The 25,498-nt window shown below is 53.1% G+C and carries 26 protein-coding genes and 4 pseudogenes; 12 read left to right on the forward strand and 18 right to left on the reverse strand.

All coding sequences use genetic code 11. The annotated features are described in order from the left end of the window. Positions 1-2: 2 nt before the first annotated feature. The 4 genes from HA45_RS13355 to HA45_RS13370 form a co-directional block, all read right to left on the reverse strand. A complete protein-coding gene (locus HA45_RS13355; protein WP_100703179.1) occupies positions 3-410 on the reverse strand; it encodes a DUF2000 family protein in 408 nt (135 codons plus the stop codon). A 34-nt stretch (positions 411-444) separates the two neighbouring features. After that, complete coding sequence (locus HA45_RS13360) at positions 445-1,302, reverse strand: AraC family transcriptional regulator (RefSeq protein WP_100703178.1); 858 nt, start codon at positions 1,300-1,302, stop codon at positions 445-447. 35 nt (positions 1,303-1,337) lie between these two features. Beyond that, positions 1,338-2,624 carry an SLC13 family permease gene (locus HA45_RS13365; RefSeq protein ID WP_167390584.1) on the reverse strand — a complete coding sequence of 429 codons (1,287 nt, stop codon included), beginning with the start codon at positions 2,622-2,624 and terminating at the stop codon, positions 1,338-1,340. Positions 2,625-2,726: 102 nt separating this feature from the next. Then, entirely contained in the window at positions 2,727-3,626 is a 900-nt protein-coding gene (locus HA45_RS13370; RefSeq protein WP_100703176.1) for a LysR substrate-binding domain-containing protein, read from the reverse strand. Between the two features lie 97 nt (positions 3,627-3,723). Between HA45_RS13370 and HA45_RS13375 the strand changes: the two genes are divergently transcribed. Then, positions 3,724-4,494, forward strand: a complete 771-nt coding sequence (locus HA45_RS13375) for a 2OG-Fe(II) oxygenase (RefSeq protein WP_100703175.1) — start codon at positions 3,724-3,726, stop codon at positions 4,492-4,494. Here HA45_RS13375 and HA45_RS13380 read toward each other — a convergent pair. The 8 genes and pseudogenes from HA45_RS13380 to HA45_RS13415 all read right to left on the reverse strand — a co-directional run bounded on the left by HA45_RS13380 (position 4,479) and on the right by HA45_RS13415 (position 12,858). Next, the gene (locus HA45_RS13380) at positions 4,479-5,567 is read right to left on the reverse strand and encodes a DUF2817 domain-containing protein (protein WP_100703174.1); all 1,089 of its coding nucleotides are present in this window, start codon (positions 5,565-5,567) and stop codon (positions 4,479-4,481) included. The genes HA45_RS13375 and HA45_RS13380 overlap by 16 nt on opposite strands. 23 nt (positions 5,568-5,590) lie before the next feature. Beyond that, positions 5,591-6,360 (reverse strand): annotated as a pseudogene (locus HA45_RS13385) (transporter substrate-binding domain-containing protein). A 181-nt stretch (positions 6,361-6,541) separates the two neighbouring features. Continuing rightward, the gene (locus HA45_RS13390) at positions 6,542-7,405 is read right to left on the reverse strand and encodes a PfkB family carbohydrate kinase (protein WP_100703172.1); all 864 of its coding nucleotides are present in this window, start codon (positions 7,403-7,405) and stop codon (positions 6,542-6,544) included. A gap of 2 nt (positions 7,406-7,407) precedes the next feature. Then, the gene (locus HA45_RS13395) at positions 7,408-8,265 is read right to left on the reverse strand and encodes a MurR/RpiR family transcriptional regulator (protein ID WP_100703171.1); all 858 of its coding nucleotides are present in this window, start codon (positions 8,263-8,265) and stop codon (positions 7,408-7,410) included. Continuing rightward, positions 8,265-9,236 (reverse strand): ABC transporter permease, encoded by a 972-nt coding sequence (locus HA45_RS13400; protein ID WP_100703170.1) that lies wholly within the window; start codon positions 9,234-9,236, stop codon positions 8,265-8,267. The genes HA45_RS13395 and HA45_RS13400 overlap by 1 nt, the downstream gene beginning before the upstream one ends. A 33-nt stretch (positions 9,237-9,269) precedes the next feature. Continuing rightward, a pseudogene (locus HA45_RS13405) lies at positions 9,270-10,770 on the reverse strand (sugar ABC transporter ATP-binding protein). A 16-nt stretch (positions 10,771-10,786) separates the two neighbouring features. Then, positions 10,787-11,827, reverse strand: coding sequence for a sugar ABC transporter substrate-binding protein (locus HA45_RS13410; RefSeq protein ID WP_100703168.1), 1,041 nt, complete (start codon positions 11,825-11,827; stop codon positions 10,787-10,789). A gap of 50 nt (positions 11,828-11,877) precedes the next feature. After that, a complete protein-coding gene (locus HA45_RS13415) occupies positions 11,878-12,858 on the reverse strand; it encodes a sugar phosphate isomerase/epimerase family protein (protein WP_100703167.1) in 981 nt (326 codons plus the stop codon). A gap of 277 nt (positions 12,859-13,135) precedes the next feature. Between HA45_RS13415 and HA45_RS13420 the strand changes: the two genes are divergently transcribed. Genes HA45_RS13420 through HA45_RS13430 form a run of 4 tightly spaced genes read left to right on the forward strand, consistent with a single transcriptional unit; the run spans position 13,136 to position 15,972 of the window. Further along, positions 13,136-13,897: an alpha/beta hydrolase gene (locus tag HA45_RS13420; protein WP_100703166.1), complete on the forward strand. Its 762-nt coding sequence runs from the start codon at positions 13,136-13,138 to the stop codon at positions 13,895-13,897. Between the two features lie 25 nt (positions 13,898-13,922). After that, complete coding sequence (locus tag HA45_RS13425; protein WP_100703165.1) at positions 13,923-14,597, forward strand: heavy metal response regulator transcription factor; 675 nt, start codon at positions 13,923-13,925, stop codon at positions 14,595-14,597. After that, entirely contained in the window at positions 14,594-14,872 is a 279-nt protein-coding gene (locus HA45_RS29065) for a hypothetical protein (RefSeq protein WP_366557341.1), read from the forward strand. Before HA45_RS13425 ends, HA45_RS29065 begins: the two co-directional genes overlap by 4 nt. Further along, on the forward strand, positions 14,815-15,972 hold the full coding sequence (locus tag HA45_RS13430) for a heavy metal sensor histidine kinase (protein WP_366557342.1): 1,158 nt from the start codon (positions 14,815-14,817) through the stop codon (positions 15,970-15,972). Before HA45_RS29065 ends, HA45_RS13430 begins: the two co-directional genes overlap by 58 nt. Before the next feature lie 63 nt (positions 15,973-16,035). On the opposite strand, the pseudogene nfsB reads toward HA45_RS13430, so the two are convergent. Beyond that, positions 16,036-16,688 (reverse strand): annotated as a pseudogene (gene nfsB / locus HA45_RS13435) (oxygen-insensitive NAD(P)H nitroreductase). Positions 16,689-16,775: 87 nt separating this feature from the next. Then, the gene (locus tag HA45_RS13440) at positions 16,776-17,777 is read right to left on the reverse strand and encodes a zinc-binding alcohol dehydrogenase family protein (RefSeq protein WP_100703162.1); all 1,002 of its coding nucleotides are present in this window, start codon (positions 17,775-17,777) and stop codon (positions 16,776-16,778) included. Positions 17,778-17,920: 143 nt separating this feature from the next. Here HA45_RS13440 and HA45_RS13445 point away from each other — a divergent pair, with 143 nt between their 5' ends. From HA45_RS13445 to HA45_RS13460, 4 genes and pseudogenes are all read left to right on the forward strand, one after another. Further along, on the forward strand, positions 17,921-18,826 hold the full coding sequence (locus HA45_RS13445) for a LysR family transcriptional regulator (RefSeq protein WP_100703161.1): 906 nt from the start codon (positions 17,921-17,923) through the stop codon (positions 18,824-18,826). Positions 18,827-18,966: 140 nt separating this feature from the next. After that, positions 18,967-19,154 (forward strand): annotated as a pseudogene (locus tag HA45_RS13450) (YjfB family protein). Positions 19,155-19,244: 90 nt separating this feature from the next. Then, positions 19,245-19,520 (forward strand): hypothetical protein, encoded by a 276-nt coding sequence (locus tag HA45_RS13455; RefSeq protein ID WP_205960967.1) that lies wholly within the window; start codon positions 19,245-19,247, stop codon positions 19,518-19,520. Then, complete coding sequence (locus tag HA45_RS13460; RefSeq protein ID WP_100703159.1) at positions 19,480-19,875, forward strand: cupin domain-containing protein; 396 nt, start codon at positions 19,480-19,482, stop codon at positions 19,873-19,875. The genes HA45_RS13455 and HA45_RS13460 overlap by 41 nt, the downstream gene beginning before the upstream one ends. Here the strand turns inward: HA45_RS13460 and HA45_RS13465 are convergent. Beyond that, the gene (locus tag HA45_RS13465; RefSeq protein WP_100703158.1) at positions 19,772-20,872 is read right to left on the reverse strand and encodes a mechanosensitive ion channel family protein; all 1,101 of its coding nucleotides are present in this window, start codon (positions 20,870-20,872) and stop codon (positions 19,772-19,774) included. The two genes, HA45_RS13460 and HA45_RS13465, sit on opposite strands and share 104 nt — an antisense overlap. 368 nt (positions 20,873-21,240) lie before the next feature. Here HA45_RS13465 and HA45_RS13470 point away from each other — a divergent pair, with 368 nt between their 5' ends. Continuing rightward, complete coding sequence (locus tag HA45_RS13470) at positions 21,241-21,924, forward strand: ABC transporter substrate-binding protein (RefSeq protein WP_244563453.1); 684 nt, start codon at positions 21,241-21,243, stop codon at positions 21,922-21,924. Positions 21,925-21,929: 5 nt separating this feature from the next. Further along, entirely contained in the window at positions 21,930-22,196 is a 267-nt protein-coding gene (locus tag HA45_RS28235; RefSeq protein WP_244563454.1) for a type 2 periplasmic-binding domain-containing protein, read from the forward strand. Positions 22,197-22,277: 81 nt separating this feature from the next. Here HA45_RS28235 and HA45_RS13475 read toward each other — a convergent pair whose 3' ends face one another. From HA45_RS13475 to HA45_RS13485, 3 genes are read right to left on the reverse strand one after another with little or no spacing between them, the layout of a single operon-like run. Beyond that, positions 22,278-23,261: a saccharopine dehydrogenase family protein gene (locus HA45_RS13475; protein ID WP_100703156.1), complete on the reverse strand. Its 984-nt coding sequence runs from the start codon at positions 23,259-23,261 to the stop codon at positions 22,278-22,280. Between the two features lie 36 nt (positions 23,262-23,297). Further along, positions 23,298-23,699 (reverse strand): VOC family protein, encoded by a 402-nt coding sequence (locus HA45_RS13480; RefSeq protein ID WP_100703155.1) that lies wholly within the window; start codon positions 23,697-23,699, stop codon positions 23,298-23,300. A gap of 14 nt (positions 23,700-23,713) precedes the next feature. After that, entirely contained in the window at positions 23,714-24,457 is a 744-nt protein-coding gene (locus HA45_RS13485) for an SDR family NAD(P)-dependent oxidoreductase (protein ID WP_100703154.1), read from the reverse strand. A 138-nt stretch (positions 24,458-24,595) separates the two neighbouring features. Between HA45_RS13485 and HA45_RS13490 the strand changes: the two genes are divergently transcribed. Next, the gene (locus tag HA45_RS13490) at positions 24,596-25,492 is read left to right on the forward strand and encodes an AraC family transcriptional regulator (RefSeq protein ID WP_100703153.1); all 897 of its coding nucleotides are present in this window, start codon (positions 24,596-24,598) and stop codon (positions 25,490-25,492) included. The last annotated feature ends 6 nt before the right edge of the window (positions 25,493-25,498 follow it).

A 25,498-nucleotide genomic window follows, 5' to 3' on the forward strand; every position in this document is an offset into this window, starting at 1 on the left:
GCTTAGCTGTGTAAAGCCAGCCCCTTGATCGCCTTATCGACTGCTTTTTTGGGGCCACGGATCGCAATGCCCACCAGGTTCAGGTTATCGGCATCTTCCGCCCTGAACACTTCGCGATTGGCAGCATCGTGCCCGGTTGCGAACATCGCTTCCACGTAAGGGATAAGGGTTAATTCACGCTCCAGTCCCTGGCGGTGTGCGCGTTGCAATCCCGTGATGTCTCCGGCAAACACCAGCATCGGCTGGCCCGCCATGTTGCCATACTGACGCCCTTTGGCATCGATATACGCTTCACCCATCATTTCTGGCGCGGCGGAAGCGATGCCGGTGGCGAGGAAAGCCACCACATTCAGGCGCTGCCAGGTGGCTAAATCATCACGTACGATCAGGGCGATTTTGGTATCAAACATCTGTGACTGCTCTCCGGTGAGGTCGAAAACCTCATCATCTTAGAGCGGTGGGTGCGGGGTATAGAACGTTTGTGCACTGGCGTTGATAAGCAGCCGGTGTCATGCGATAGGCGCGCTGGAACCAGCGGCCAAGATGGCTTTGGTCGGCGAATCCCACCTGAGCCGCCACCTGCACCGGTTCAACGCCCTGGGCCAGCAATACGCGCGCCTGACGCAATCGCAGGCGCACCAGATAAGCATGCGGTGACTGACCGAACGCCTGTTTAAACTGACGCGTCAATTTGAAGCGATCGATGCCCGACAAACGTCCTAGCTCATCCAGACCAATATCCTGCGCCATGAAATCGTGCAGGTAATCGCGTATCAGCTGCATTTGTCTCATCGCTTCGCCCTGCTGGGCGCTGGGTTTGGTTTCAATATGGCGCGAGAGCATCGTCATCAGATGATCGAGGCTTTGATCGCGCGCCAGACGCCCTTCGCTGTGATGGACGCTGAACCAGGCTTGCTGGATGGCACTGGCCAGCAGTGCATCATCGTTCAGCGTATGGCGAAACGCGCCTTCAATGTTGGAGACATCGCCCAAACCGCGACGTTGCATCATCCTTGCCACCCAATGTTGCGGCAGATAGAGCATGGTGTAAGTGAAACCTTCTGCGTTAGGCGCGTGGCCATCATGCACCGCGCCCGGCTCAATCAAAATCGCGCGGCCCGGCGTGCTGGTATGCAATGCACGATGACAGTTAAAACGCTGTAAGCCCTGCTGCGTCACACCCACCAATAACTCATCGTGATCGTGCGGATCGTACGCGTGCCCGCGAAAGTGCGCGTTGACGCTTTCGATACCGGTTTCATCGTCGCGTCGAAAATCGACCCAATCGTTATTGGCGGTCATGGTGATGATCTCAGGGCTCGTGTTTTAGCGAAAAGTCAGGCGTAGCCTAGCAGGCTAAACCATGCATAATCCAGCGGCAACAGCAGCAGCACGCTGAAAACAAACACCAGCACGCACAGCTTTAAACCCGCTTTGGCAGGAACGTTGCCCAGCCCCATCGCCACGACGATCGGCGAAGCCTGATAAGGTAACAACGGAGTGGCATAGGCGAAGACTTGCAGCATCACCACACTGATCAAAGAGAACCCAGAGGCGCTTGCCAACTCTTGTGCCATCGGCGTGACCATCGCCGGTACGCCATTGGCGGTGAGCACAAAGTTGAGCAGCGAGACCAGCGCATTGAGCACCGCAAAATTTGCGAACGAAGCATGATCGTGCAACGGCAACACGCTGAGCAGCAAATTGGCGATCAGACGTCCGAGCCCGGACTCCACGACCACCGTGGCGACGCCAAGAATGCCGGCGATATAGATACAGGTGCGGAAATTGACGCCGCTGGCAAAGTCATCGCCCGTAAGAAAGCCGATGCGCGGAAGTAAGCACAGGCAGGCCGCCGCCAGTCCCACCCACGCAGCGGGCAAACCGTGCAAGCTGTCCGTCATCCACAGCAATAAGGTTATCGCGAGTAACCCAATCAGCCGCCATTCACTGCGGCTTAACGGCTCAAGTCGATCGCGATGGCGCACCGGCTGTGGCCTGGCGCGAAACAGCAACAAGATGCAGGCGGCGAGTAATATTCCTTTGCCTATCCCCACCACCGGCAGATGCAGCAGCCACCATGGCAGCCATTGCAGATGGATCTGATAAGCACTTTCGGCCGCACCGCTCAGCACCAGATTGGGCACGTTAGCGGGTAAAATGCTGGCGGAGAGTTGAAAGGTGCCAAAGCCCACCGCCAGGGCGAGGCCAATGCTGCCCTGACTACCGGCCTTAATTCCGGCACGTTCGCCGAGTGCCAGCACCACCGGCATCAGCAGCGCGATACGTCCCATATTTGAAGGCATCACCAGCGCAAGGAGATAGGTCAGCACCAGTGTGCCCGCGATCATCCGCGTCCAACTCTGGCTTAGCGGCACCACCAGCCAGTTTGCCCAGCGTTGCGCGAGACCCACTTTACGGATCGCCGCGCCAAGCACAAAACCACTCAACACCAGCCAGAATGCCGAGGAGGCAAATCCGCTGAAAATAGTGCTGGCGGGGGCGATATTCAACAGCGTGGCGGCGGCAAAAAACAGCAGCGCGGTCAGGTATTCCGGCAAGCGGCCAATGGCCCAGAGCAAAATGGTGATACCCACCACGCATGTGGTAAGCCAGAAATGCATTTCTGAAGTCACTGACTGAACTCCTTGTCTTCAATCCGTCGCGCAAAGCGGATAAGCATAGAGCAATCCCTGCGGCACAACGCTGCCTAAGTTAACATTTTGTTAACTTGCCAACTGTCCCAGCCAGTTAATTAACGCTTCGCTGCCCGGCTGGCTGCGTGAACGTTGTGGCCAGGCGAGGAAATAGGGTTTACTCAGCGGCAGGCTTAACCCATCAACCATAACCAAATCGCCTCGTGCCAGCTCAGCAGCAATCAGCGTTTTCTGCCCCAGCAGCAAGCCCGCGCCCGCCACCGCCGCATCGATGGCCAGCGAGGTGAGATTGAAGCTCAAGGCCGGTTGCGGTGCAGGTTCCGCTATGCCTTTGGCCTGAAACCAGCTGCGCCAGTCGGGTAGAAAGCGCCCTTCGTTGCCCCAGTCGAGATGAATCAGCGGGGCCTGTTGCAATACCGTTGCCATCGAATAGCGCTGCAGCAGCGCCGGGCTGGCGACAGGCACCACTTCATCCAGAAACAGACGCTGTTTATCCAGCTGTGGATAGCGATCTTCGCCGAAGCAGATGACAAAATCGGCGGGCGTGGCATTAAAATCCACCTGCGCGTGGGTGCCATGCAGCGACAGGTCAATATCAGGACAGTCCGCGCGCCATTGCGCAATGTTCGGCAGCAGCCACTTTGAAGCCAACGCAGGCAGTGAATAGAGGGTTAGTTTTGGCATCGACGCAACGTGACGCAGGTTCTGCTGACCCAGATGCAAGATATCAAAAGCTTCGGTGACATAACGCAGATACTCTTTGCCGGTGTCCGTTAACATCACGCCACTTTGCGTGCGCACAAACAGCGCGCTACCTAGCTGCTCCTCAAGCTGCCGGATTTGCTGACTGACCGCTGCGGGCGTTAAGGCCAGCTGCGCCGCCGCTTTTGCCAGACTGCCCAGCTCCGCCGCGACCTTGAATGACTGGATAACGCTGATTTTCGGTAAACGCGGTGATTGAGGGGGCATTAAGGTTTCCTTAGCAGGTCATTAAATTTTTATCGTTACGCACTAACATATCAGTCAGTTACTGTGATGACACACCTGTAAAATGAGAACTGTTGCTATGTCTGCATTGATTCGTTTCGATCTGCATCCGCTGGCCGACGCCGACTGGCGACGTGATTGCCGTGAACAGCTCAACCAGGACGGCGCGCTGGTGCTACGTCAATTTTTGCAACCGGCGGCATTGCAAAGCATCATTGCCGAAGGCGATGCGCAGCGCCATCTGGCCTATCACACGCTCAGCAAACATAATGTCTATCTGATGAAAAAAGATGAGGCCTTCAGCACTGACCATCCACGCAATCGCGATGTGATCAGCACCAAAGGCTGCATTACCGATGATGTGATTGCCGCTGAATCGCCGCTGCGTCAGCTTTATAACGATGAATTGTTCAAAAGCTTCCTGTGTGATGTGCTGGGTGAAACGGCACTTTATCCGTATGCCGATCCGCTCTCCTCCATCAACCTGCATTACGCGCCCGCAGGACAGGAACTCGGCTGGCACTTTGATAACTCCTCCTTCGCGATCACTCTGCTGTTACAGAAACCGCGTGCCGGTGCGGTATTCCAGTATGTGAAGGATTTGCGCGATGCGGATGCGGGAGAGATGAACTTCGATGGCGTTGCGGCGGTGCTGGATCAGCGCCAACCGGTGGACGCGTTGGCGATTGATGCAGGGGATCTGGTGCTGTTCCGTGGCCGCAACTCAATGCATCGCGTTACCCCGACCGAAGGCGACATCACCCGCATGCTGGCGGTGCTGGCCTACAATACACAACCGGGGATCGCGTTATCAGAAACGGCGCGCATGACGTTTTACGGTCGGTTGTGATTGATGTTCAGTAACCCATTCCATCCCCGCACAAAAATCTGCTGGGTACGAAATGCCACCAGATCGCGCCAGTCGCGATCTGCCGGCCAGAAGCCTTCGACCAGTTGCTGTTTGATGACGCGTCCCTCTTCACTGGACGGTTCGCCCTGCAGATGCAGCCAATGATCGTCCCGCACGCGTTGATGCATCTCTTCCCCGCGATAGGTGCCGCACTCCACCACCAGCGGCAATATCTGCGTATGCGGTAATGACGTTAGCAGGAACTGTGAAAGATACCCTGTTGCCGTGGCGGTCACGCCAGTTTCACTGTCTCGGCCTGCGCCCGTAAACAACAGCGTCAGCCATTCACCGTACAGCGTTTTCCCCCACTGATGCGCCTTAACCTGCTGCTCGGCAATCGACAGCAGCATGGGATGACCCCACGCGCCGGCACCGGTGTGCAAATCGAAACTCAGAATGGTTTCCGCCTGCGACAAATGGTTGGCGATGATGGTTTGCAGCGTGCGATACGACCAGCTGGGCTGGGCACCGCCATAAAAGAAGCCGTCTGGATAATCATACTGACCGGCCTCCACCACGCGTTTCATCGCCTGCCAGCCAGCACCCTTGAAGGTGTCTGAGAGCAGACCATCGGCGCTGGCACGCTCGCCATGGTAAATACCGTGCCACGCGCGGTATGCCGTGTTGGCTGGCACCGCCTGGGTGAAATCAATGAAGTTGCGGTTCAGGTCGATGTTGTCTTCATTGACGCGCCGCAAATGTGCTGCACCCCATGGATTGATCAGATGCAGCAAAACAATCGCGGTGTCTGCGGGCAAGGTTGACAGTGTGAATCGATTAAGCCAGTCAATCTGGCTATCCGAACCGTAATAACCTTCCACGCCATGCGTGCCAGAGATGATCATCATCAGCTTACTGGCGCTGGGATCGCCGATCACGGCGACATCGGTAAAGAGTTTCTCACCCAGCGGGCCCGGTAATGGATGTTCGTAAGCGGTGGCCACACCGTTTTGTCGCTCAACCGCCGCCAGAAAGCGCGCGCGTTGAGAAGGGTAATGCGGCAGTGCGGACATGGTGTTTCCCGTGATCATGGTGCTTAAGGATAGACTTTGAATTTAAAATATTTTTCGCCAGCTGGTCGTAGGTTCCGTTGCTATGCAACTCAGCCAGCGCATCATTGATCAGCTTCAGATGCACTTCATCGCCTTTGCGCAAGCCGATCCCTACGCCGTTGCCCAACAGTTCTTTATCCACCAGCGTGGCTTTAATCACGTAATCTTTGCCTTCAGGCGTGTTCAGGAAGCCCTGATCCGCTGACACCGCATTCGCCAGCGAGCCATCTAACCGCCCCGCAACCAAATCCGGATATATCTCCATTTGATTCGGATATGACACCACATTCACGCCCTGCGGCGCCCATTTGGCTTTGGCATAGGTTTCCTGAATGGTGCCTTGCGCGACGCCGATATTTTTACCGTGCAGCGTGCTGATATCTTCGGTCAGGCTGCTGTTTTTCGGCGTTAACAGCGCGCTGGGGGTGATGTACAGCATGTTGCTGAAATCCACTTGCTCGCGGCGCTTCTCTGTCATCGACATCGCCGAGAGGATGGCATCAAATTTTTTCGCCTGCAGCGCCGGAATGCTGCCATCAAACCCTATTTGTACCCACTGACACTTCACTTTCGCCTGGGCGCAAATGGCGTTGCCGAGGTCGATATCAAATCCTTTCAGCGAGCCATCGCTGGCTTTGGATTCGAACGGTGGGAAGGTAGGATCGACGCCAAAACGCAGCGTCTGTTCAGCAAAGGAGAGATGGCTAAAGGCGCCAAGCGAAAGTAATAAGGCGAAGGACAAACTCTTTTTCATTGTTATCTCCAGCAGGCAGGTTAATTCGCAACGGCATGCAGAGTTAATAACATGAGGGAAACATTACCACCACTAAAAAAATGGAATTGATGCAGAGGGAATTCTTATTAAACAGAAGGAGTTAAGCGATTTTATCCCCGGCAGTAAAAGAATCTTAATACCGGGGAAGATCCGCGCGCGTTTAAGCGGTGGCTGGACGAGAAACGTGCTCCGCCGCCGCCTGATTAGCTCTCCCTGCCGCCTCAGACAATGAGGCGCCAGAAACCAATACCTGACTCAAAACACCGACAAAACAGTCGCCTGCGCCATGGGTACTGATCAGTTTCACCGCAATGGCGGGCAAACTGTGCACCGGTTCATCCGCCTGACACACTGCCAGCCCGTGTTCGCCCGCCGTCACAATCACCTGCGCAAAATCTTGCGCCAGCTTTTGTGCCGCCAGACCCGCAGAGGCCAAATCAGTCACCTCGATGTGGCACATATCCCGCGCTTCAACCGCATTCACGATCAGCAAATCAATACAGGCGGCTAACGCCGGTTCAATTTCTCGCGCGGGTGCGGCATTAATACAGACCGCAATTCCCCTCTGCCTGGCCTGCTGCGCCAGTTGCAAATTCACCCTCGCCGGCACTTCATTTTGCAACACCAGCAAGCCCGCGCCATGCCACAGTTCTTCAGGTAATGCGGAGACATCTATATGCAAGTTGGCATTGGACACCACAACCGCACCATAATCGCCTTCCGCATCGCTGATCGCCACACTCATTCCCGAGGCGACATCCGGCAGAACCGCGACCGCATCGGTGTTCACGCCTGCCTTTCGCAGCGCATCAAGCAGGAATTCACCCTGCGCATCGGCGCCTACCGCGCCAATAAACCGCACCGTGGCACCTGCGCGCGCCGCCGCCACCGCCTGGTTGCCGCCTTTGCCGCCAAATTTATAACTACAGCCGTTCCCCATCACGGTTTCGCCCTTTTCCGGGCGATGATGGGCCGCCAGCATAATGTCGTAATGCAGGCTACCGGCGACGATAATATTGTTCATGACTAAAAGTCCCGCAGATCCTGAACCGCACGCTGGGTTTTCATCAAATTCTTTTCCGCCAGCTTTAAATCTTTTTTGGCAATAGCAACAAACAACGCATCGAGAATATTCAATTGCGCGATACGTGCCGCGGCATTCTCCCCAAGCAGATGCGATCCCTGAGAGGTTGATGTCAGTACCACATGCGCATTACGCGCAATAGGCGACTCGGCGTAATTGGTAATAGCAATAATCTTTGCACCATTGCGTGCAGCTAATTTAATTGGATCGTTTACCGCGCGTGTCGCACCAGAATGGCTGATGGCAATCACTACGTCATCATCAGATAACACTGCTGCTGACATCAGCATAATATGTGCATCATCATACGCCGTAGACTTAATACCGATCTTTAACAGCTTATGCGATAAGTCTCGCGCGACTGTCGCGGACCCTCCCACAGCATAAAGATCGATATGACGCGCTTTAAATAAAATATCAGCAGCACGATTAAATTCAGAAACATCCAGAATCGAAAGTGACTCTTCAATGGCCTGAATCGAGGTTCTGAATACTTTCGCCAGCAACTGTTCCGACGAATCATCTGGCTCAATTTCCGCATGTAACCCAGCCACTTCAGATTGATTGTAATAAATCAGTCCGGTTCGAAAATTACGGAAGCCGGTAAAATTGAGCTTCTTGGTGATTTTCACAATCATCGCCTGTGAGACATTATTTTCTTCAGCAATCTCTTGCAGTGAAGTTTGTTCATTAATGTCTGGCCTGGCAATAATGGCCTCGGCAACACGCCGCTCTAACGGTGTCAGTTGCGGTAATCGCATGCGAATTTGAGCGCCAATGGCTCGCGGATCTTGCTTCATTACCTGCCTCTTGTCGCCCGGTCAATCAACATCGCTATGATAATGATTAGCCCCGTGGCAAGCAATTGATAAAAGGCTTGAATATTCAGTAGAGTCAATCCATTACGCAACACGCCCAAGATGATCGCGCCGATAAGGGTGCCGACAATACTGCCTTTACCGCCCATCAGTGATGCGCCACCAATCGCCGCTGCAGCAATCGCATCTAACTCCCACAAATTACCGATGGTGGGCTCGGCAGCCCCTAAGCGTCCAATCAGAATTAATGATGCTAAAGAAGCCAGAGTGCCGGAAATAATAAACACGGTCATTTTCGTGCGTTTCACTGGCACACCGGCAACACGTGCGGCTTCTTCATTGCCGCCCACCGCCAAAATATATTCGCCCAGCGGGGTTTTATTCATTACCAGCCAAAGCACCAGCGCCACCACAGCAACAATGACGATAGGCGTGGGAATGCCGATAACCGTGCTGTTAATAATGCTGCGAAACTCCATGGGGATACCAAATACCGGATTGCCGCCGGTGTAAATCAGCGCAATGGCACGGAACAGAGACAGGCCACCCAGCGTCACAATGAACGGCTGCAGACCGGCATACGCCACTAATGCCCCGCTGAACACGCCACATAAAGCACCGATGCCTAAGGTCGCCAGAATCGCGACGGGGACCGGAACCCCCGCCACCATCATCGTTGCGCCTAGCACGGCAGAGAGTGCCGCCGTGGGTCCGACGGATAAATCAATGCCGCCCGAGACGATAACCAATGTCATCCCCAAGGCAATCAAGGCATTGATGGATGATTGTTGTAAAATATTAAGCAGATTCGGAACTGTGAAAAATACCGGTGACAAGAACGAGAATGTCACCACGATGATCAATAACCCGATTAACGTTCCTGCATCACGTAAATTTAATTTAAACTTTGCCGTCGGCGCTGCCGCAGGCTGTATATTTGTTTGCGTCATCATAGTTTTGCCTATATAAAAAGTGCTGATTGAGATCTAGACGGCTTCTTTAATGTCGTTAATGGCAAAGCGTGCAATGTTCTCTTCGGTAATGTCATCACCTTTTAACTCGCGGGTGATTTTTCCCTCACGCATCACTAATACTCTGTCGGACACGCGTAATATCTCCGTCATTTCCGACGAAACCACCACAATCGCTTTGCCTTGCTGGGCCAGCTTTTCGATTAAATTATAGATTTCTGATTTGGCCCCAATGTCAATTCCCCGGGTGGGCTCATCAAATAAAAACACCTCTGCATCCGCAGCAACCCAGCGACCGATAATGACTTTCTGCTGATTGCCGCCACTTAACGTGCCGATGGTTTTTTCAATATCTAACGGACGCAGTTTTAAATCTGACATGACCTCTTGCGCCACGGCATTCAGTTTTCCCTTACGAATAATGCCTGCCAGAGTGAAGTTACGCATTGAAGGCAATGCCATGTTCACTTTTACGGCACGGGCCTTAATGATGCCCTCTTTTTTACGATCTTCAGGGACCAAACCAATTCCGGCGCGGATCGCTGCGCTGACATTATGATTGCGCACCGCCTGGCCATTCACACGCACTTCCCCGGCGCTGCGTTTGTCGATTCCCGCAATCAGTTTAAGCAACTCAGTGCGTCCTGCACCCACCAGCCCGGCAATACCCAGTACTTCGCCGGCGCATACGCTGAAGCTTGCGGGTTTAATCTCGTGACCTCGCGCGACGTTTTTGACCTGTAATACTTCGCGATCGGTTGCCCACGACTGGTGCGCCAGTTTTTCAATTTTGCGCCCCACCATTTTCGCCACAATACTTTCTTCGGTTTCATCACAGATATTGACGACGTCCACCTGGCGCCCATCGCGCATGATGGTGGCGCGATCGCATACCTGGAAGATCTCATTCATTTTGTGCGACACGTAAATCAGTGAAACGCCAGTGGATTTCAAATCACTGATTAACTCAGCCAGCCGTTCAAACTCGCGCGGGGTAAGGCTTGATGTTGGCTCATCCATGGCGATGATTTTGGCCTCATCCAGCAAGGCACGAGCGATTTCCACGATCTGCTGCTGCGATACCATAAGATTCTTGATCGGTTCAGCGGGATCAATGCTGGGATCAAGCTGCTTGAGGATGTGGGTGGCCCGCGCCAGCTGTGCACGTTTATCTACAAACAGGCCGTTTAAGGTCGTCAGCGGGCGGCCCAAAACATGTTCTGGGCAACGGAGAGTTCAGGAACATGCTGCAACTCCTGGTGAATCATCGCGATGCCCGCATGTCGCGCGCTCAGCGGGTTTTCATCTGAACCCGATCGCCATTGACATGGATATCGCCACTGTCTGCCGGACGAACGCCGGACAGAATATTCAGCAACGTTGATTTGCCCGCGCCGTTTTCACCAATCAGCGCGTGCACTTCACCCGGCCGCACCATAAAGTCCACATCCTGCAGCGCTACCGCGCTGCCGTAGGTTTTATTGATGCCACGCATCATTAAGCGATACTGTTCCATACGCTCTCCGCCTGTTTTACTGCTGTGCCAGCAACTGGCGTAATTTGTCGTTGTCTTTGGTTGAAAACGCGTCGGCATTCTCTTTGGTGATCAGCGCTTGTGGCGTTGCGATAACGCGTGACAGTTTCTGTCCATTCACCAAACGCAGCATCACTTCCATTGCCACTTCACCCGTCAGCACCGGGAAGCTGTCCACCGTTCCGGTTAATTCACCTCGTTTAATAGAAGCATAGGCATCTGAGATGCCGTCGGTGCCAAACACAGCGGTCTGTTTATCTTTATTCTGGGAACGCACTGCCTCCACGACACCTAACGCCATCGTGTCGTTGTTGGCATAGAATCCAATCAGATCGGGATGTTGCTGGAGAATGGTGGATGCCGCGTTAAACGCCTGCTCGCGGCTCCAGTTAGCCGGCACGCTGGCTACGATGTTGAACTTGCCGTTGGCCTGCAACGTCTCTTTGAATCCGGCGGTACGCTGCCCGGCGGCATAAACCCCTGGCTGGCCCTCAATCACGGCCACTTTACCGCCTTGTGGATAGTGCTGAATAAACCACTTCGCCACGCGTGCACCGTTGTCTTTCTGCACGTTACCCACGTAATACTGCGCGCTTGGCACGACCGCATCGTTGACGTTGATGACCGGGATACCTTTGCTGCTGGCGCTCTCTAACGCCGGCTCAAGGTTGATATCGGTCTGAGGTGAAACCAGCAAACCATTAAAGCCTTGGGCAATTAAGGTTTCAGCAATCGACAACTGACCTAATTGGTCGTCTTCATTGGCTGCAGCCTGATAGGCCACGGTAAAACCGTATTTCTTCGCGACGTTTTGATAGCCTTCGCCCAGTGAACGCCAGTATTCATTGGTCAGAGTTTTCGATACGCCGCCGATCTTTAATTTACTGTCCACTTTCGGCAACGGACCGTATTTGCTTTCAAGCTGAGTCCAGTCAGTACGATCGGGTTCTGAATCGGATTTCAACGGGGATAACGTGGCGGCATGCACGCTGGAGCACAACAATGCTGAGGTCAGTACAGAGAGTAAGAGCTTTTTCATGTTGATAGCCTTTTTATCGTTTTAAATAATATGCAGGGTGACTGAATAACTTATTGGGCAAGTAAGATGTCGTTAACGATTTGCTGAGATGCCACCGCATCCTGACGACTGATTGCCTCTTCCAGAGCGGAATTATTATTGAGTTTTTCACTGAGCTTCAGCAGGCGCTTCACTGTCGCAATATTGATTTCGGCTTCGCGGATAGGATCTAAACCGCTCGCATCCGGGAAAGTATCGAAGTAATAAGCACCGTTGTAGCCATCACGTTGCATCTGCCACAGGAATTCCAGGGTTGCGCGCGGGTTAACTGAACCGACCATCAGGCCATCATCACGTTTGCCCCAGCCATCATTCAGGTCCAGCCCAAGCAGTCGGGAACGGCGTGCGACCATGGCAGCGGCAAATGCCGGGACTTCATTGGCAAACAGGACGTGGGCAAAATCCAGCGTGATGCCCAAATTCGCGCAGCCCGCTTCTTCCACCGCCAGCAGGCAAGTGGTGGCATTGGGGAAAATACTGTATGCGCGCGGTTCGTTGGGTTTGTATTCGATACTGACATCCACATCTGGTGCATATTCCGCCACTTCTCGTACCGCACTCACGGCATCTTCCCACATCTTTTTATAGTCGGCCTGGAAGCAATAATCGAAGCCGTCCTGCCCCATCCATAACGTCATCAGGCGTGAACCAAATTCACGACCCGCATCAATTCCGCGTTTGGTGAGTTCAATCGCTTCACGACGCACTTTGGCATCTGGATGAGTAAAAGCACCGATTTTGAACTGCGGGGCATCCCAACGCATCTGCATGCCGTTTACCGCCAGGCCTGCATCTGCAATGGTTTGACGCAGTGTATTGATGTCGCTGGTGATGTGCTGCGGATAATTCAGATCGAGATGAGTCAGCCCTTCAACCTTCCCAGCTCGGGCAATCATTTGTGCTACGGAAGGTTTTCCCTGGAGATCTGGCCAGTATAAATGCGCCCCGGAGGCAAAAGAGTTCAGGCGTGTCGCAAACTTTAATTCTGACATGAGGAAGGATCCTTCAAAGACGAGTTGTAATGTACTTTCCTTCTTCACGATTATTTGTGAAGTTATGGAATAGATTACACAAGCCCGAATGTTTAGCAATAAAGCGCGGACAGCATCTGTTCAATTTGCGAGGCCGTTCACGAATTCCTGCCTCAGATTTGCCGGGTCAACAGCAGCAACTGGCCCAATGTCATTCTTTTGTCATGACTCGCTCACCCTGCTGTCAGCGCCGTTTCCTTATCCTGTGCCCGAACCCTTCTTACTTTGGAGCACGAACATGAAACTGAAAAAACTGACCCTGGCAGCCAGCATGCTGATGACCCTCGCCGGTGGCGCAGCACAAGCTGAAGCGCAGCCGATTAAGAACATCGTATTAGTTCACGGCGCCTTTGTTGGCGGTGCGGGCTGGCGTCCGGTATACGACCGCCTGACGCACGATGGCTACAAAGTGACGCTGGTGCAGGAACCGTTGACCGGTTTCCCGGAAGATGTCACTGCGACGCGACGTATCATTGACCAGCAAAATGGCCCGGTGATTTTGGTCGGTCACAGCTATGGCGGCGCGATCATCAGCGAAGCGGGGAATGACGATAAAGTGGCCGGACTGGTCTATATCGCCGCGCACGCACTGGATAACGGCGAAACCGAAGCCAGCAACGGCAAAAAATTCCCAAATAGCGCACATCCGTTTGCCAAATCTGCTGATGGGTATCTCACCATCGCGCCTGAAAATTATCACAGTGATTTCGCCGCAGATTTGCCGGCCGCTCAGGCGGATTTTGAAGCGCACGCGCAGATGCCAACCAACGCCGCCGTGTTCACCGCCAACATCCCGGACCCGGCTTGGAAAACCAAGCCTAGCTGGTACATGGTGGCGAAAGCTGACAAAATCATTAACCCGGATTTAGAGCGCATGTACGCGAAACGCGCCCATAGTCATACGGTGGAAATCGCCGGTGCCAGCCATTCGGTGTACCAATCGCATCCGCGTGAGGTCACTAACCTGATTGAACAGGCCGCCCAGCACGCGCAGCCTTAACCCTCTGTCCCGCCCGGAGATTCGCATGAAAATTTTGGTGATTGAAGACGAAGCCAAAGCGCGCGACTACATGCGCAAAGGATTGACGGAAGCGGGATTTATCGTTGATGTGGCGGAAAATGGTCAGGATGGCGTGTTCTTTGCGCAAGAGCACCATTACGACCTGATTCTTCTCGACGTAATGATGCCCGGCATGAGCGGCTGGGAGGTGATGGCCGCGCTGGATAAACAGACTCACACGCCGGTGATCTTCCTGACCGCCAAAGGCACTCTGGAGGATCGCATCAAAGGGCTGGAGCTTGGCGCTGATGATTATCTGGTGAAGCCCTTTTCATTTGCAGAACTGTTGGCGCGCGTCCGCACACAATTGCGACGCGGCGGTCAGCAGAAGTTGCCTGATGTGTTGATGCTGGCCGATTTGCAACTTGATATCCTCAAACGTCGGGTTGAACGCGGCGGGCAGCGCATCGATCTCACGAATAAGGAGTTCAATCTGCTGCATCTTTTCCTGCTGCATCCCGGTGAAGTGCTGACGCGGACCGTTATTGCCTCTCGCGTGTGGGACATGAACTTCGACAGCGACACCAATGTGGTGGATGTGGCGGTGAAACGCCTGCGACTGAAAATCGATGGTCCGTTCGCACAACCGCTGATTCATACAGTGCACGGCGTGGGTTATCGCTGCGAAGCCGAAACATGAAGAAACGCGCGCTCGCTACCCGTTTGTCGCTACTGCTGAGTGCCACGGTGATTGTCATTTTTGCTCTCAGCGGCTTTGCGCTCTATCAATCGCTGGCAAAGCAGATTGGTCTGCGTGATGACGCGGCATTACTGACGCGTATCGATCAGATCCGTACTCTGCTGCGCGATGAAGACGCCATCACATTGATTCAGCAAAACCGCGCTTGTTCGCGAATATGCTGGGCAACACTGAATCCCTGCTGGTCCTGCGTTTTCCAGGCCAACCTCCGCTGATCGTGGTTAACCCGGGCGCGCGTTCCATGCCCGAGATCACCCCCATTCCGGCCGATAAGCCGTTGGCGCTCTCCTCGGTACATCATCAGTTAGCGACAGACGGCACGTCGTTTATTTCCGCGGCTGCCCTGGCGCCGACGCGCGATGGCAATGGCGAAATTGAGATCATCACCGGCCGCCTGATGAGCGACCGCACGCAAACGCTCAATAGCTATCGTGACCAGATCATCCTTTCGACCGCTCTCGCCGCGTTGCTGGTGGCGGCCATCAGTGCCTGGCTGGTGCGACGCGGTTTATCGCCTCTGCATCGTCTGGCAACGAAAACGGATGCCATCGATATACGGCATTTATCACAGCGCATTCAGCTTAACGATGCGCCTGCCGAACTGCTGCCGGTGGTTGCCGCCTTTAACCAGATGCTAAGCCGCCTGGAACAGGGATATCAGCAGCTAAGCCAGGTTTCAGCGGATATGGCGCACGACCTGCGCACGCCGATTGGCAACTTGATCGGTCAGACTGAAGTCGCACTTAGCCAACCCCGAAGCGTGGGGGAATATCAGGCGCTGCTGGGTTCCAACTATGAAGAGCTGGAACGGCTGGCAAAGATGATCGATAACATGCTGTTTCTGGCCAAAGCGGAAGATGCCAGCCAGGTGATGGATTGGCAGCTTATCGATTTGAAGCAGCTCGGCGTGAAGCTGCAGGATTACTTTGACGGCATGGCGGAAGAGCAAGCCATGCGCTTAGCCATGAATATGCAGGGAACGGTGCGGGCCGATCCGCTGCTGCTGCAACGCGCGCTGGCCAATTTAATCGCCAATGCGTTGCGCTATGGGGAGCGCGATTCAACCATTCGGGTATTCAGTGAAATACAGGAAGGCAGCACGGTGCTGATGGTTGAAAATCGCGGCGAGCCGTTAAGCGCAGCACATCAGGCACGCATTTTTGATCGCTTCTGGCGCGCCGAATCATCCCGCCATCAGGGCAGCAGCGGTTTAGGCCTTTCAATTGTGCGCAGTATTATGCGGCTGCATGGGGGGAGCTGTGAAGTGAGCAGCAGCAACGGCGCGAATCGGTTTAGTTTGCTGTTTCCGCATTAAGGGCGGCCTGATGGCCGCGCCTTACACTCAAGAGCGGGTGTAACACTCCCTGCTCTTTTGCTTTTAAATAAAGGTAAAGATCTCTTCACGTGGCAGACGTGATTTCGGTAACGCGGCGTTGAAATCCTCATCACTGCGGTAGCCCAGCGACACCAACACCACGCTGGTTAACCCTTTCTCACGCAGGCCCAATGCCTGATCCAGTGCGCGCGAATCAAATCCTTCCATTGGCGTGGCATCAATCCCTAACATCGCTGCACCCAACAACAGGCCACCGAGCGCCAGGTAAACCTGTTTCTCCATCCACTGTGGGATATCACGCTGTTCATAGCGGTGCATATCCACATAACCCCGGCGGCTCTTATCCTGCCCGGCTTTGCCTTCGGGTTTGGCGAAACGGCCATCCTGCTCTTCCTGCGCCAGCACGTTTTGCAGATGCGCGTCATCAAGATCGGTACGCATGCACAGGGCGATAACATGGGAAGCATTCAACACTTTAGGCCGTTATACACGAACGCGCCGGTGGTGGATTGAGCGATCTGCTCACGGCCTGCGGGGGTCGATGCCACCACGAAATGCCACGGCTGCGAGTTTACAGAAGACGGGCTATTACGCAGCACGTTCAGCAGCGTTTCGATCTCTTCCTGCGGCAAACTTTTACCGCTGGCGAAGGCTTTCACCGTGTGGCGGCGTGCCACTGCATCATTGAGTGTCATGGGGTTCTCATGAATTGATTAATGACGAATTGCCAATACCTTACCCGCCGTGCTGACGTCGCGGTTAACGAATTGTGTTTCAACACATTAAAAGCCGCTGAGCACGATCTTGCCGCGTGCGCGACCGCTCTCGATCAGCGCATGCGCTTTGCGCAGATTGGCCGCGTTGATGGTGCCATGATGTTCACCCGCGGTGGTTTGCAGGGTGTTGTCATCAATCAGTTGGCTCACGCGCTGCAAAATATCATGCTGCCGCTGCATATCGGCTGTCTGGAACAGGGAACGGGTAAACATCAGCTCCCAGTGCAGTGAAATGGCTTTGCGTTTTAACGGCACTACATCAAGGGATTCTGGATCATCAATCAGTGCCAGCTTGCCCTGCGGCGCCAGAACATCAATCAGTTGCGCGTAATAGCTGTCGGTGTGGGTTAATGAAGCGACATAGCGCACCTCTGGATGACCTATCGCCGCCAGCTGCTCTCCCAGAGGCTGGTGGTGATTCACCACATGATGCGCGCCGAGTGAACGCACCCAATCCGTGGTTTCCGGCCGCGATGCGGTGCCGATCACCGTGAGATGCGTCAGCTTGCGCGCCAGTTGGGTCAGTATCGATCCTACGCCGCCGCCTGCGCCGATAATCAGCAGCGCGGCATTGTCATCAGCCTGCACTTCGAGGCGATCAAACAACAGTTCCCACGCGGTGAGTGACGTCAGCGGTAATGCAGCCGCGTCGGCATTATTTAGCGTACGGGGTTTATGCCCGGCAATACGCTCATCCACCAGCCCATATTCGGCATAACTGCCAGCGCGCGTGATATCGCCGGCGTAAAATACCTCATCACCCGGCTGGAACAGCGTCACCTGATCGCCAATCGCTTCCACCACACCCACCGCATCCCAACCGAGAATGCGCGGCTTATCGGTTGGCGCGCCATTACGTACTTTGGTATCCACCGGATTCACCGCGATGGCGTGAATTTTTACCAGCAGGTCGCGCGCGCCCGGTTGCGGTTTGGCGACCTCCATCTCATACAGGGCATTTTCATCGGAAATCGGTAAACCGTTTTGGCTATAAACAATGGCTTTCATCCAGCAGTTCCTCACATCATCAGTGTGTTAAGTCGGTTAAACCCAGCATAGCGGTGAGTGCACTGTAGAAAAATGCCGATTGCACAGCAGCACTTTCACTCTTAGAGTGAAAATCCCTGGGTGCTTTGGCGATGAGAAAGAAAATGATCCGACTAGAAGATGTCACCCTGTTCGTGCGTTCTGCTGCGTTGGGCAGTTTTTCGCGTGCGGCACGTGAGGTGAATTTACTGCCAGGACAAGTGAGCGCCGCGATTCAACGTCTGGAGCGTGAGTTGGATCGCCGCCTGTTTGCACGATCCACGCGCAGCCTGCGCTTAACCGCAGAAGGAGAGCAATATCTCCCCTATGCGCAGGAGATGCTGGCCTTAATGCAAGCCGGTGCCGATAGCCTGCAAAGTCATGAAGATGCGTTAAGCGGTGAGCTTAAAATCGCCATGCCTTCTGACATTGGCCGCAATATTCTGCTGCCGCTGATCACCGATTTTTGTCATGAACATCCGGCCTTATCGGTGCGTTTATCGTTATCCGATCAAATCAGCGATGTGTTTCGTGACCCGGTGGATATCGCCATTCGCTACGGCAAACTGGAAGACAGCAGTTACGTGGCCTTGCCGCTGGCAGAAGATAACCGCCGCATCATGGTGGCTTCCCCAGCGTATCTTGACCAGAACGGACGCCCGCAAAAGCTGGAGGATGTCGCCCAACATCACTGTTTGCCGTTTGTAATGGGCGGCCACGTTTACGACAAATGGACATTTCCTCAGGAAGGCATGCGGCGACAGATCACCGTGAAAAGCCGGCTGCTGTGCGATGACGCGGAAGTTGCACGCCGCTGGGCGATAAAGGGCATGGGCATCGCGTATAAATCGTGGATTGATGTGTGTGAGGATATTCAACAACGTCGTCTGGAACGCGTGCTGCCTGATATTCCCGGCGAGAGCACGCCACTGCATTTAATCTGTCCGCATCGCAAACAGTTCTCGCCGGCGATTCGGGCGCTGCATGGCGTGCTGCGTGCGCATCTGCGGGCGATGACTGCGCAACTTTGACGCGCGGATTGACTGTCAGCACACAGCATGTGCTATTGCCTCTTCTGTGTTTCATTTAGGTTTTGCTGATCAGTGCCGATAGTCGTATTAGGCTTCTCAAGCCTGTTTCGCCCACTTGTCATATTCACAAGGAGAGCATAATGGATGTATCACAAATTACTTCACTGGCAACCGGCCTCGCTAATATGGATCTCAGCAGCAAGGTGAGCACGCTGGTACTGAAAAGACACTCGATAATCAGCAATCAATGGCAGCCGGCATTCTTGATTCCATCCCACAGTTGCCTGCTAACCCAGCAGTCGGTCGCAACATTAATACCACCGCGTAAACGTTGCACTCCCTGAACGCCATGGTTAGCATGTATTTTTAGCCACTCTCTTCGTTAGAGAGTGGTTGTCACGCTAAACAGGGACGGAATGTGACAATTTTCTTACCGCTCGTTTACCTCATGACCGGTTGGCTATTAGGCAAAACCGCATGGGATTTTAAATCGGCCGCATCATGGATTTTGACGCGCATCGCTATTCCCATCGTCATCATATTTAATCTCTCTACCCGCTTTGACAGCATGAGTACCATTATTGTCGCCACAGCGATCAGCATGATTGCGCTGCTGGTGGTCGGTCGATATGAACAGGTTAAGGAGTGTGGTGATGATTGCAAAAGAAAATGCCGAACATTATGTCTGGGGTGAAGCATGCGATGGTTGGTATTTGGTGAATCGCCATGACATGCTGGTTATTCATGAAAAAATGCCTCCTGGTACCGCCGAGACACGACATTTTCATTCCGTTTCAAGACAGTTTTTCTTTGTTCTCAAAGGTGTTCTTACTATGGAATTGGAAGGTGAAGTGAATCACCTTAGTGCGCATCAAGGGTTGGAGATTCCCCCTGGCTCTGCGCATCAAGCCAGAAATGATGGGGAATCTTCGGTTGAGTTTATTGTTATTTCTCACCCGACAACGCGAGGTGATCGTTCTGATCTTTCACACCCTCAGTCAGCGTTGCCCGCACATGAGGCAGGCTCTGCGGATAATTTTGCTGAATAAACTCAATCATTTTTTCCCGCACGTAGCAGCGTAAATCCCAGGCGGTGGGTGAATTCTGTGCGGTCATCAGCATGCGGATAGTCATGGTTTTGTCCGTCGCATCGGTGACCTGCAGTACTTGCGTCTGTTGATCCCAGAGCTTAGTTTCGCTAAGTACTTTTTCAAAATGCTGGCGCAGAGGTTCTAATGGCATCGAGTAATCCAGATAAAGAAATACTGAGCCTAGAATTTGTGCATTATTCCGCGTCCAGTTTTGGAAGGCATTTTCTGTAAAATAGGTAATAGGCAGAACCAACCGACGAAGATCCCAAATACGCACCACAACATAGGTCAGGTTTATCTCCTCAATCCATCCCCACTCATTTTCAACCACCACGGCATCATCAATTTTAATCGGTTGCGTGAACGCTATCTGAATGCCAGCAAACAGATTGACCAGCGACTTCTGAAGGGCAAAGCCAATGATAATACCGGCAACCCCGGCACCGGCCAGAATAGTCGTACCGAATTTCCTAACGCCGGGGAAGCTGAGCAATATCAGAGAAAGGCAGAATAAAACCAACAGAACAATAGCGACCTTCTTTACATAGATTATTTGCGTTCGAATCTTCCTTGCGCGAAGATTATTTGAAAGATTGATATCATAACGGATGAAAAGCATATCCTGCGCAACGTTAGTCAGCCTGATTAAAACAGAGCACAATGATAAAATAATAAATACATTAAGCGTGGTGGTGATAAAGGAGAGAGAGTCTGGATGAACATTGACGTAACCGGCCCCTACATTGATTAACAGCAAGGGGAAGAATAGAAATAATGATCCACGAAGATGCTTTTCGAGTGATTTGAAAAGCTTCCTGTCACGATTCTGCCAATAGCGGATGAATCTGAGAAGTAAAAAGCGCGCCAGAAAACCCGCTATTAATGACAGGGTAACAAGCAGCACGGCAGGCACCCATGATGGCGCATTAGATAACTCACTAAATATCAACGGCATTATTTCCCCTTTTACCCCGCCGACAAACCACAATCGTCAGGTGAATGAACAGCCCCAGTAACCGTTGTCTTCCCGATTATCTGGGTGATAAGCAACAACAACCCATAGTTAAATATCTAATTAATAATGTTTATTAGCACACGTGAAGTATAGACAACGTTTAACGGGTTCCGCCAATCAGTTTGGACACAGCTGCACCCGCCTGGTCGGCGATTTGGGCACGACCTGATGTATAAGAACGTCTTAACCTGCCGTTACCGTACCGTTTTGATAGACATAAATGCGCAAAGCTTATGCAATCTTGCGGTTTTGATTGCCTCGTCGTCGGCTTTATTCTGTTAAAATAATGACACCTTTAGGGATTTCATATGGGCAAAACCACCAAAACAATAATCGCTTCGCTGATATTAACCGCCCTTTTTTCCAGTGCCGCTAATGCCGAAGAGACACTTCGCATCGGCTACCAAAAATCCTCCACGTTGTTAACGCTGATTAAACAGCGTGGCGATCTGGACAAAGCCTTATCTGAGCAAGGTATTAAAGTTAGCTGGCATGAGTTCACCAGCGGTTTGCCGCTGTTAGAAGCGCTTAATTTAAACAACGTCGATCTTTCTGCCGATGTTGCCGACACCGTTCCGGTATTTGCTCAAGCCGCTGGGGCGGACCTTACCTATTACGCACGCGAGACGCCTTCGCCAGACGCACAGGCCATTCTGGTTCCCGCTAATTCCAGCATCAAAACGCTGCAGGATTTAAAAGGTAAAAAGATTGCCGTTACCAAAGCGGCGGGCAGCCATTACCTGCTTATCGCCGCATTGCAAAAAGCGGGACTGAAATTCAGTGATGTGACACCCGCCTGGCTGACGCCCGCCGATGGCCGTGCCGCGCTGGAACACGGCAGCGTCGATGCATGGGTTACCTGGGAACCCTTTGTTACCAGCTCGAAAGTTGAGCAGCACACCCGCGTGCTGACCAGCGGTAAAGGACTCGCCAGCTATCAGCGCTACTATCTGGTCTCGACGCCGTATGCGAAAAACATCCTGACGTTTTAGGCATTGTGTACAACACGCTGGATCAGGAAGCGAAGTGGCTGAAAGCACACCCAAATGATGCGGCTAAAATTCTCTCGCCGTTGTGGGGGAATTTGCCACTTTCAACCGTGGAACAAGCGAATCAGCAACGCAGCTACCAGATCGAGCCGGTGAAGAAAAGCGATCTGGCTGAACAACAGAAGATCGCTGATGCGTTTTATCAGGCAAAGTTGTTACCTAAAGCCATTGATGCGCAGGATGTCGGGACATGGCAGCCGGGAGTCAGGCAATAGAACTTCAGCTGTCAGGGGAGCACATAAACCGCTCACCAAATGTTTTGACCAGCCTGAGCCTTTACGGCTCAGGCCTGTTATTTAAACCTCTATAATCGTGGTATCCGCTATGGTTTCCGCGAATCCCTTACCCAATAATTCGGCAGGTGTCTGGAAACCTGGACGCGCAAGACCGTCCAGTACTCTTCGTGCGGCCTCAGCTGCTGCCAGAGCAGTGAAGCTGTATCCGTTGACGGTATCAAGCAGCATTCGCACCGTTTTGCCCTCCCTGCTCACCAATTCCACGGCAGCCTGATAACGATGCCTTTCACGCTCCTCTGTCGAAGGTCCATCGGGTAACGCAGATAAATCTCCCTGGGGGAAACCCACGCCACTCACATGTACAAACGTGGCAATATCTGGAATGCCGGTGGCTCTCCAAATGGTAATAAGGTCCGGCAGTGTGACCGGGAAACAGTCGCGTAGGCCTTCGCCAAAATTAAAGGTTCTCAATTCGTTGGGCTCCTGTTTTACCAATTGCCCATTGAGTCGTATTAGACATTCCAGCGAGAGATTCTGCGTCGCGCTCACCGCTGAGCCGCGTGACATCGATCCGGCTACGTTGAGAGCCAATGAAATGCTGCGCGGATCTTTTACTCGATCGCAGGCACGTAATGCGAGGCAGCCCAACATGGCTACCGTTCCACCGCATCCTGGAAGCAGCATAACACCGGCCGCCGTCGCTTCCTTTTCATAGATTTCAGCCAGCCTGTAGCTGTCATGTTCGGCGGCGACATCGAGGTAATGTAACTGATTGCGTATGGCTGCTTTTATCAAAGCGTCGGCCGTATGCATAAAAGGCCCCGCGCAGTTCAGCAACACCGCAACATCGGTCAACGCCTTATCAATAGTATGCGGATCATCCAGAGCGAAGGTACGGAAAGGTAAGTTCAGCGCATTGGCCATAGCGGTCAGTTTTTCTTCATTACGTCCGGCAATAATGAGCGGAACACCTGCATCTACTGCATGTTGAACAATCATGCGGCCGGTGTAACCCGTTGCGCCATAAATCATCACATATTTCATAGGGATCCAGCGTGTTCGTACGCACTCGTCTTAGCGTTAATCATTGTGTTGCCAGCTTTTATAAACAAATTCAAGGCGGTAACCGTCGGGGTCTTTGACCTGTGCGGCATAGTAGCGAGGGTCATAATGCAGTTGCGCACCGGGAGGCTGGATTTCGCTAGCCCCCGCAGCGAGGGCTTCAGCATAAGCCGCGTTGACCATGATTTCCGACTCCGCGCTGAAACCTACGTGAATAGCATCAGGGCAAACGGTCCCTTGTCTGAGCCAGAAAAATATCCGGCCATTTGCACCGAACCCTTTCAAGTCAGGGTGTCCGGATGGCCCCTGTTCACCGTCATAATCATGGCGATTAACAATGCCGAGAAGAGGCAAAACCCGCTCATAAAAGGCAATCGAGCGTTCAATATCACTGACAGAAACAAAGATATGGTCGAGCATGCTGTACTCCTCCGTTAAACGTTATAGCCGCCCGCAACCTCGATCGATTGCGCATTGATCCAGCCACCCTCATCCGTTAACAGGGAGGCAATCACGCGTGCCACTTCATGGGGCTCACCTACCCGTCCGAGTGCCGTTTGTGAAGCGAGCAGCGTTTCAAACTCATCATTGAGTCCCCCACCAAGTTGGGTGCGGATAGGTCCCGGTGAAACCGCATTCACCCTAATGCCGCGCTCGCCAAACTCCTTTGCCATATAACGAGTCAGGACTTCAAGACCGCCTTTGAACGCGGCGTAGGGTGCGACGCCGGCGGTAGCTACACGCGTGGTGGCGCTGGTTAAATTCACAATACTTGAGTCTCGGCGCAGCAAAGGCAGCAGCTTCTGAGTGAGAAAGAAGGGCCCCTTAAGATGCACGTTCATCAGGCTATCAAATTGTGCTTCCGTTACGGTTTCAAGCGGATTGAAAAGTCCGTAACCGGCATTATTAACGAGACCATCAAGCCCTGCCGCATTCCACTGCCTCTTCATTTCTTGTTCAAGCGCCAGTCTGAACCCCTCAAAACTACCGGCATCTCCTACATCCAGTTTCATTGCTATCGCTTTACCGCCCTCACCTTCGATGCAATCAACAATAGCCTGGGCTGATTCAGCCTGGCTGTGCCACGTTAAAATGACGCCGAACCCTCGTCGCGCACACTCCATTGCGGTACTGGCCCCTATTCCCCGACTGCCGCCGGTAATCAGAACGTGTTTCATCATGGCTCCTGTGAATGAAAGATTACCCTACACAGGCTACGCATCAAGATGAGTGCTGGCTTATGCGATCCTCTTTGATTGTTGCCCAATTCTGCTTTTATCTTGTTGTGAGTGATAGAGGCGTGTTATCAATCGCGGATGGAAAATACATTACGTGAACTTAGAGAGTTAGCTTCCGGCGCCGGAAATCAGCGAACAGAGACCGGGATCCCCCGAGTCGCCATGGTGCAGGGAGAAATCCCTGAACACAGGCTTTCCGCGGTATATGAGCCGATGATTAACCTCATCCTGACTGGCTCAAAAAGCATGACGGTAGGCGGCACGACCTGGCATTACAACCCTGCAACCTACTTTGTGATGTCAGTGGATTTGCCCGCAGTGGGTAATGTGTATCCCGATGAGGTCACACATGCCCCTTATCTTGCTGTTAGCCTTACACCGAAACCGGAAATTATTGCCGATCTGCTCGACAGTATGCCCAAAGCTGCCGCCGATTCTCTTTATCATTCAGGATTTTCAGTTGCACCAGTGACGCAGGAATTACTGGACGCATGGCTGAGGATGCTTAGCTTGATCAGAAAGCCGGATGAAATTGCCGCTCTGGCACCCGCCTATGAAAGGGAGATACTGTTTCGAGTATTGCAGGGACCGTTGGGTTGGATGTTGCGAGATATTGCAACGCCTGACACGCATCTGGCGCGGATCTATACGGTGGTTAACTGGATTAAGCAGAATTACATGCATCCGATACGCGTCGAAAAACTGGCCGAAATGGCTGCGCTGAGCGTATCTGCCTTTCATCGCCACTTCCGTGCCATCACGGCCTTAAGCCCCGTGCAGTATCAAAAACAAATTCGTTTGATGCAGGCGCGGCAAAAGCTCGTCACCTCGGGCGAAACCATTATGGCGATTGCGTTATCGGTGGGTTATCAGAGCCATACTCAGTTCAGCCGAGAGTACGCGAGACAGTTTGGAATACCACCGTCGGCGGATATCAAACATCTCGTTCGCCACAGTTCGACATTAAAGCAATAAAAAAAC

The sequence above is a fragment of the Pantoea rodasii genome (genome assembly GCF_002095465.1).
Taxonomy (GTDB): domain Bacteria; phylum Pseudomonadota; class Gammaproteobacteria; order Enterobacterales; family Enterobacteriaceae; genus Pantoea; species Pantoea rodasii.

Coding starts and splice junctions, on each gene's coding strand:
- HA45_RS13490 (WP_100703153.1), top strand. CDS start 24,596: ATGGAAAATACATTACGTGAACTTAGAGAGTTAGCTTCCGGCGCCGGA.
- HA45_RS13410 (WP_100703168.1), bottom strand. CDS start 11,827: ATGAAAAAGCTCTTACTCTCTGTACTGACCTCAGCATTGTTGTGCTCC.
- HA45_RS13420 (WP_100703166.1), top strand. CDS start 13,136: ATGAAACTGAAAAAACTGACCCTGGCAGCCAGCATGCTGATGACCCTC.
- HA45_RS13480 (WP_100703155.1), bottom strand. CDS start 23,699: ATGCTCGACCATATCTTTGTTTCTGTCAGTGATATTGAACGCTCGATT.
- HA45_RS13470 (WP_244563453.1), top strand. CDS start 21,241: ATGGGCAAAACCACCAAAACAATAATCGCTTCGCTGATATTAACCGCC.
- HA45_RS13380 (WP_100703174.1), bottom strand. CDS start 5,567: ATGTCCGCACTGCCGCATTACCCTTCTCAACGCGCGCGCTTTCTGGCG.
- HA45_RS13355 (WP_100703179.1), bottom strand. CDS start 410: ATGTTTGATACCAAAATCGCCCTGATCGTACGTGATGATTTAGCCACC.
- HA45_RS13390 (WP_100703172.1), bottom strand. CDS start 7,405: ATGAACAATATTATCGTCGCCGGTAGCCTGCATTACGACATTATGCTG.
- HA45_RS29065 (WP_366557341.1), top strand. CDS start 14,594: ATGAAGAAACGCGCGCTCGCTACCCGTTTGTCGCTACTGCTGAGTGCC.
- HA45_RS13400 (WP_100703170.1), bottom strand. CDS start 9,236: ATGATGACGCAAACAAATATACAGCCTGCGGCAGCGCCGACGGCAAAG.
- HA45_RS13395 (WP_100703171.1), bottom strand. CDS start 8,265: ATGAAGCAAGATCCGCGAGCCATTGGCGCTCAAATTCGCATGCGATTA.
- HA45_RS13375 (WP_100703175.1), top strand. CDS start 3,724: ATGTCTGCATTGATTCGTTTCGATCTGCATCCGCTGGCCGACGCCGAC.
- HA45_RS13430 (WP_366557342.1), top strand. CDS start 14,815: ATGCTGGGCAACACTGAATCCCTGCTGGTCCTGCGTTTTCCAGGCCAA.
- HA45_RS13425 (WP_100703165.1), top strand. CDS start 13,923: ATGAAAATTTTGGTGATTGAAGACGAAGCCAAAGCGCGCGACTACATG.
- HA45_RS13360 (WP_100703178.1), bottom strand. CDS start 1,302: ATGACCGCCAATAACGATTGGGTCGATTTTCGACGCGACGATGAAACC.
- HA45_RS13415 (WP_100703167.1), bottom strand. CDS start 12,858: ATGTCAGAATTAAAGTTTGCGACACGCCTGAACTCTTTTGCCTCCGGG.
- HA45_RS13370 (WP_100703176.1), bottom strand. CDS start 3,626: ATGCCCCCTCAATCACCGCGTTTACCGAAAATCAGCGTTATCCAGTCA.
- HA45_RS13465 (WP_100703158.1), bottom strand. CDS start 20,872: ATGCCGTTGATATTTAGTGAGTTATCTAATGCGCCATCATGGGTGCCT.
- HA45_RS13445 (WP_100703161.1), top strand. CDS start 17,921: ATGATCCGACTAGAAGATGTCACCCTGTTCGTGCGTTCTGCTGCGTTG.
- HA45_RS13365 (WP_167390584.1), bottom strand. CDS start 2,624: ATGCATTTCTGGCTTACCACATGCGTGGTGGGTATCACCATTTTGCTC.
- HA45_RS13485 (WP_100703154.1), bottom strand. CDS start 24,457: ATGAAACACGTTCTGATTACCGGCGGCAGTCGGGGAATAGGGGCCAGT.
- HA45_RS13460 (WP_100703159.1), top strand. CDS start 19,480: ATGATTGCAAAAGAAAATGCCGAACATTATGTCTGGGGTGAAGCATGC.
- HA45_RS13475 (WP_100703156.1), bottom strand. CDS start 23,261: ATGAAATATGTGATGATTTATGGCGCAACGGGTTACACCGGCCGCATG.
- HA45_RS13440 (WP_100703162.1), bottom strand. CDS start 17,777: ATGAAAGCCATTGTTTATAGCCAAAACGGTTTACCGATTTCCGATGAA.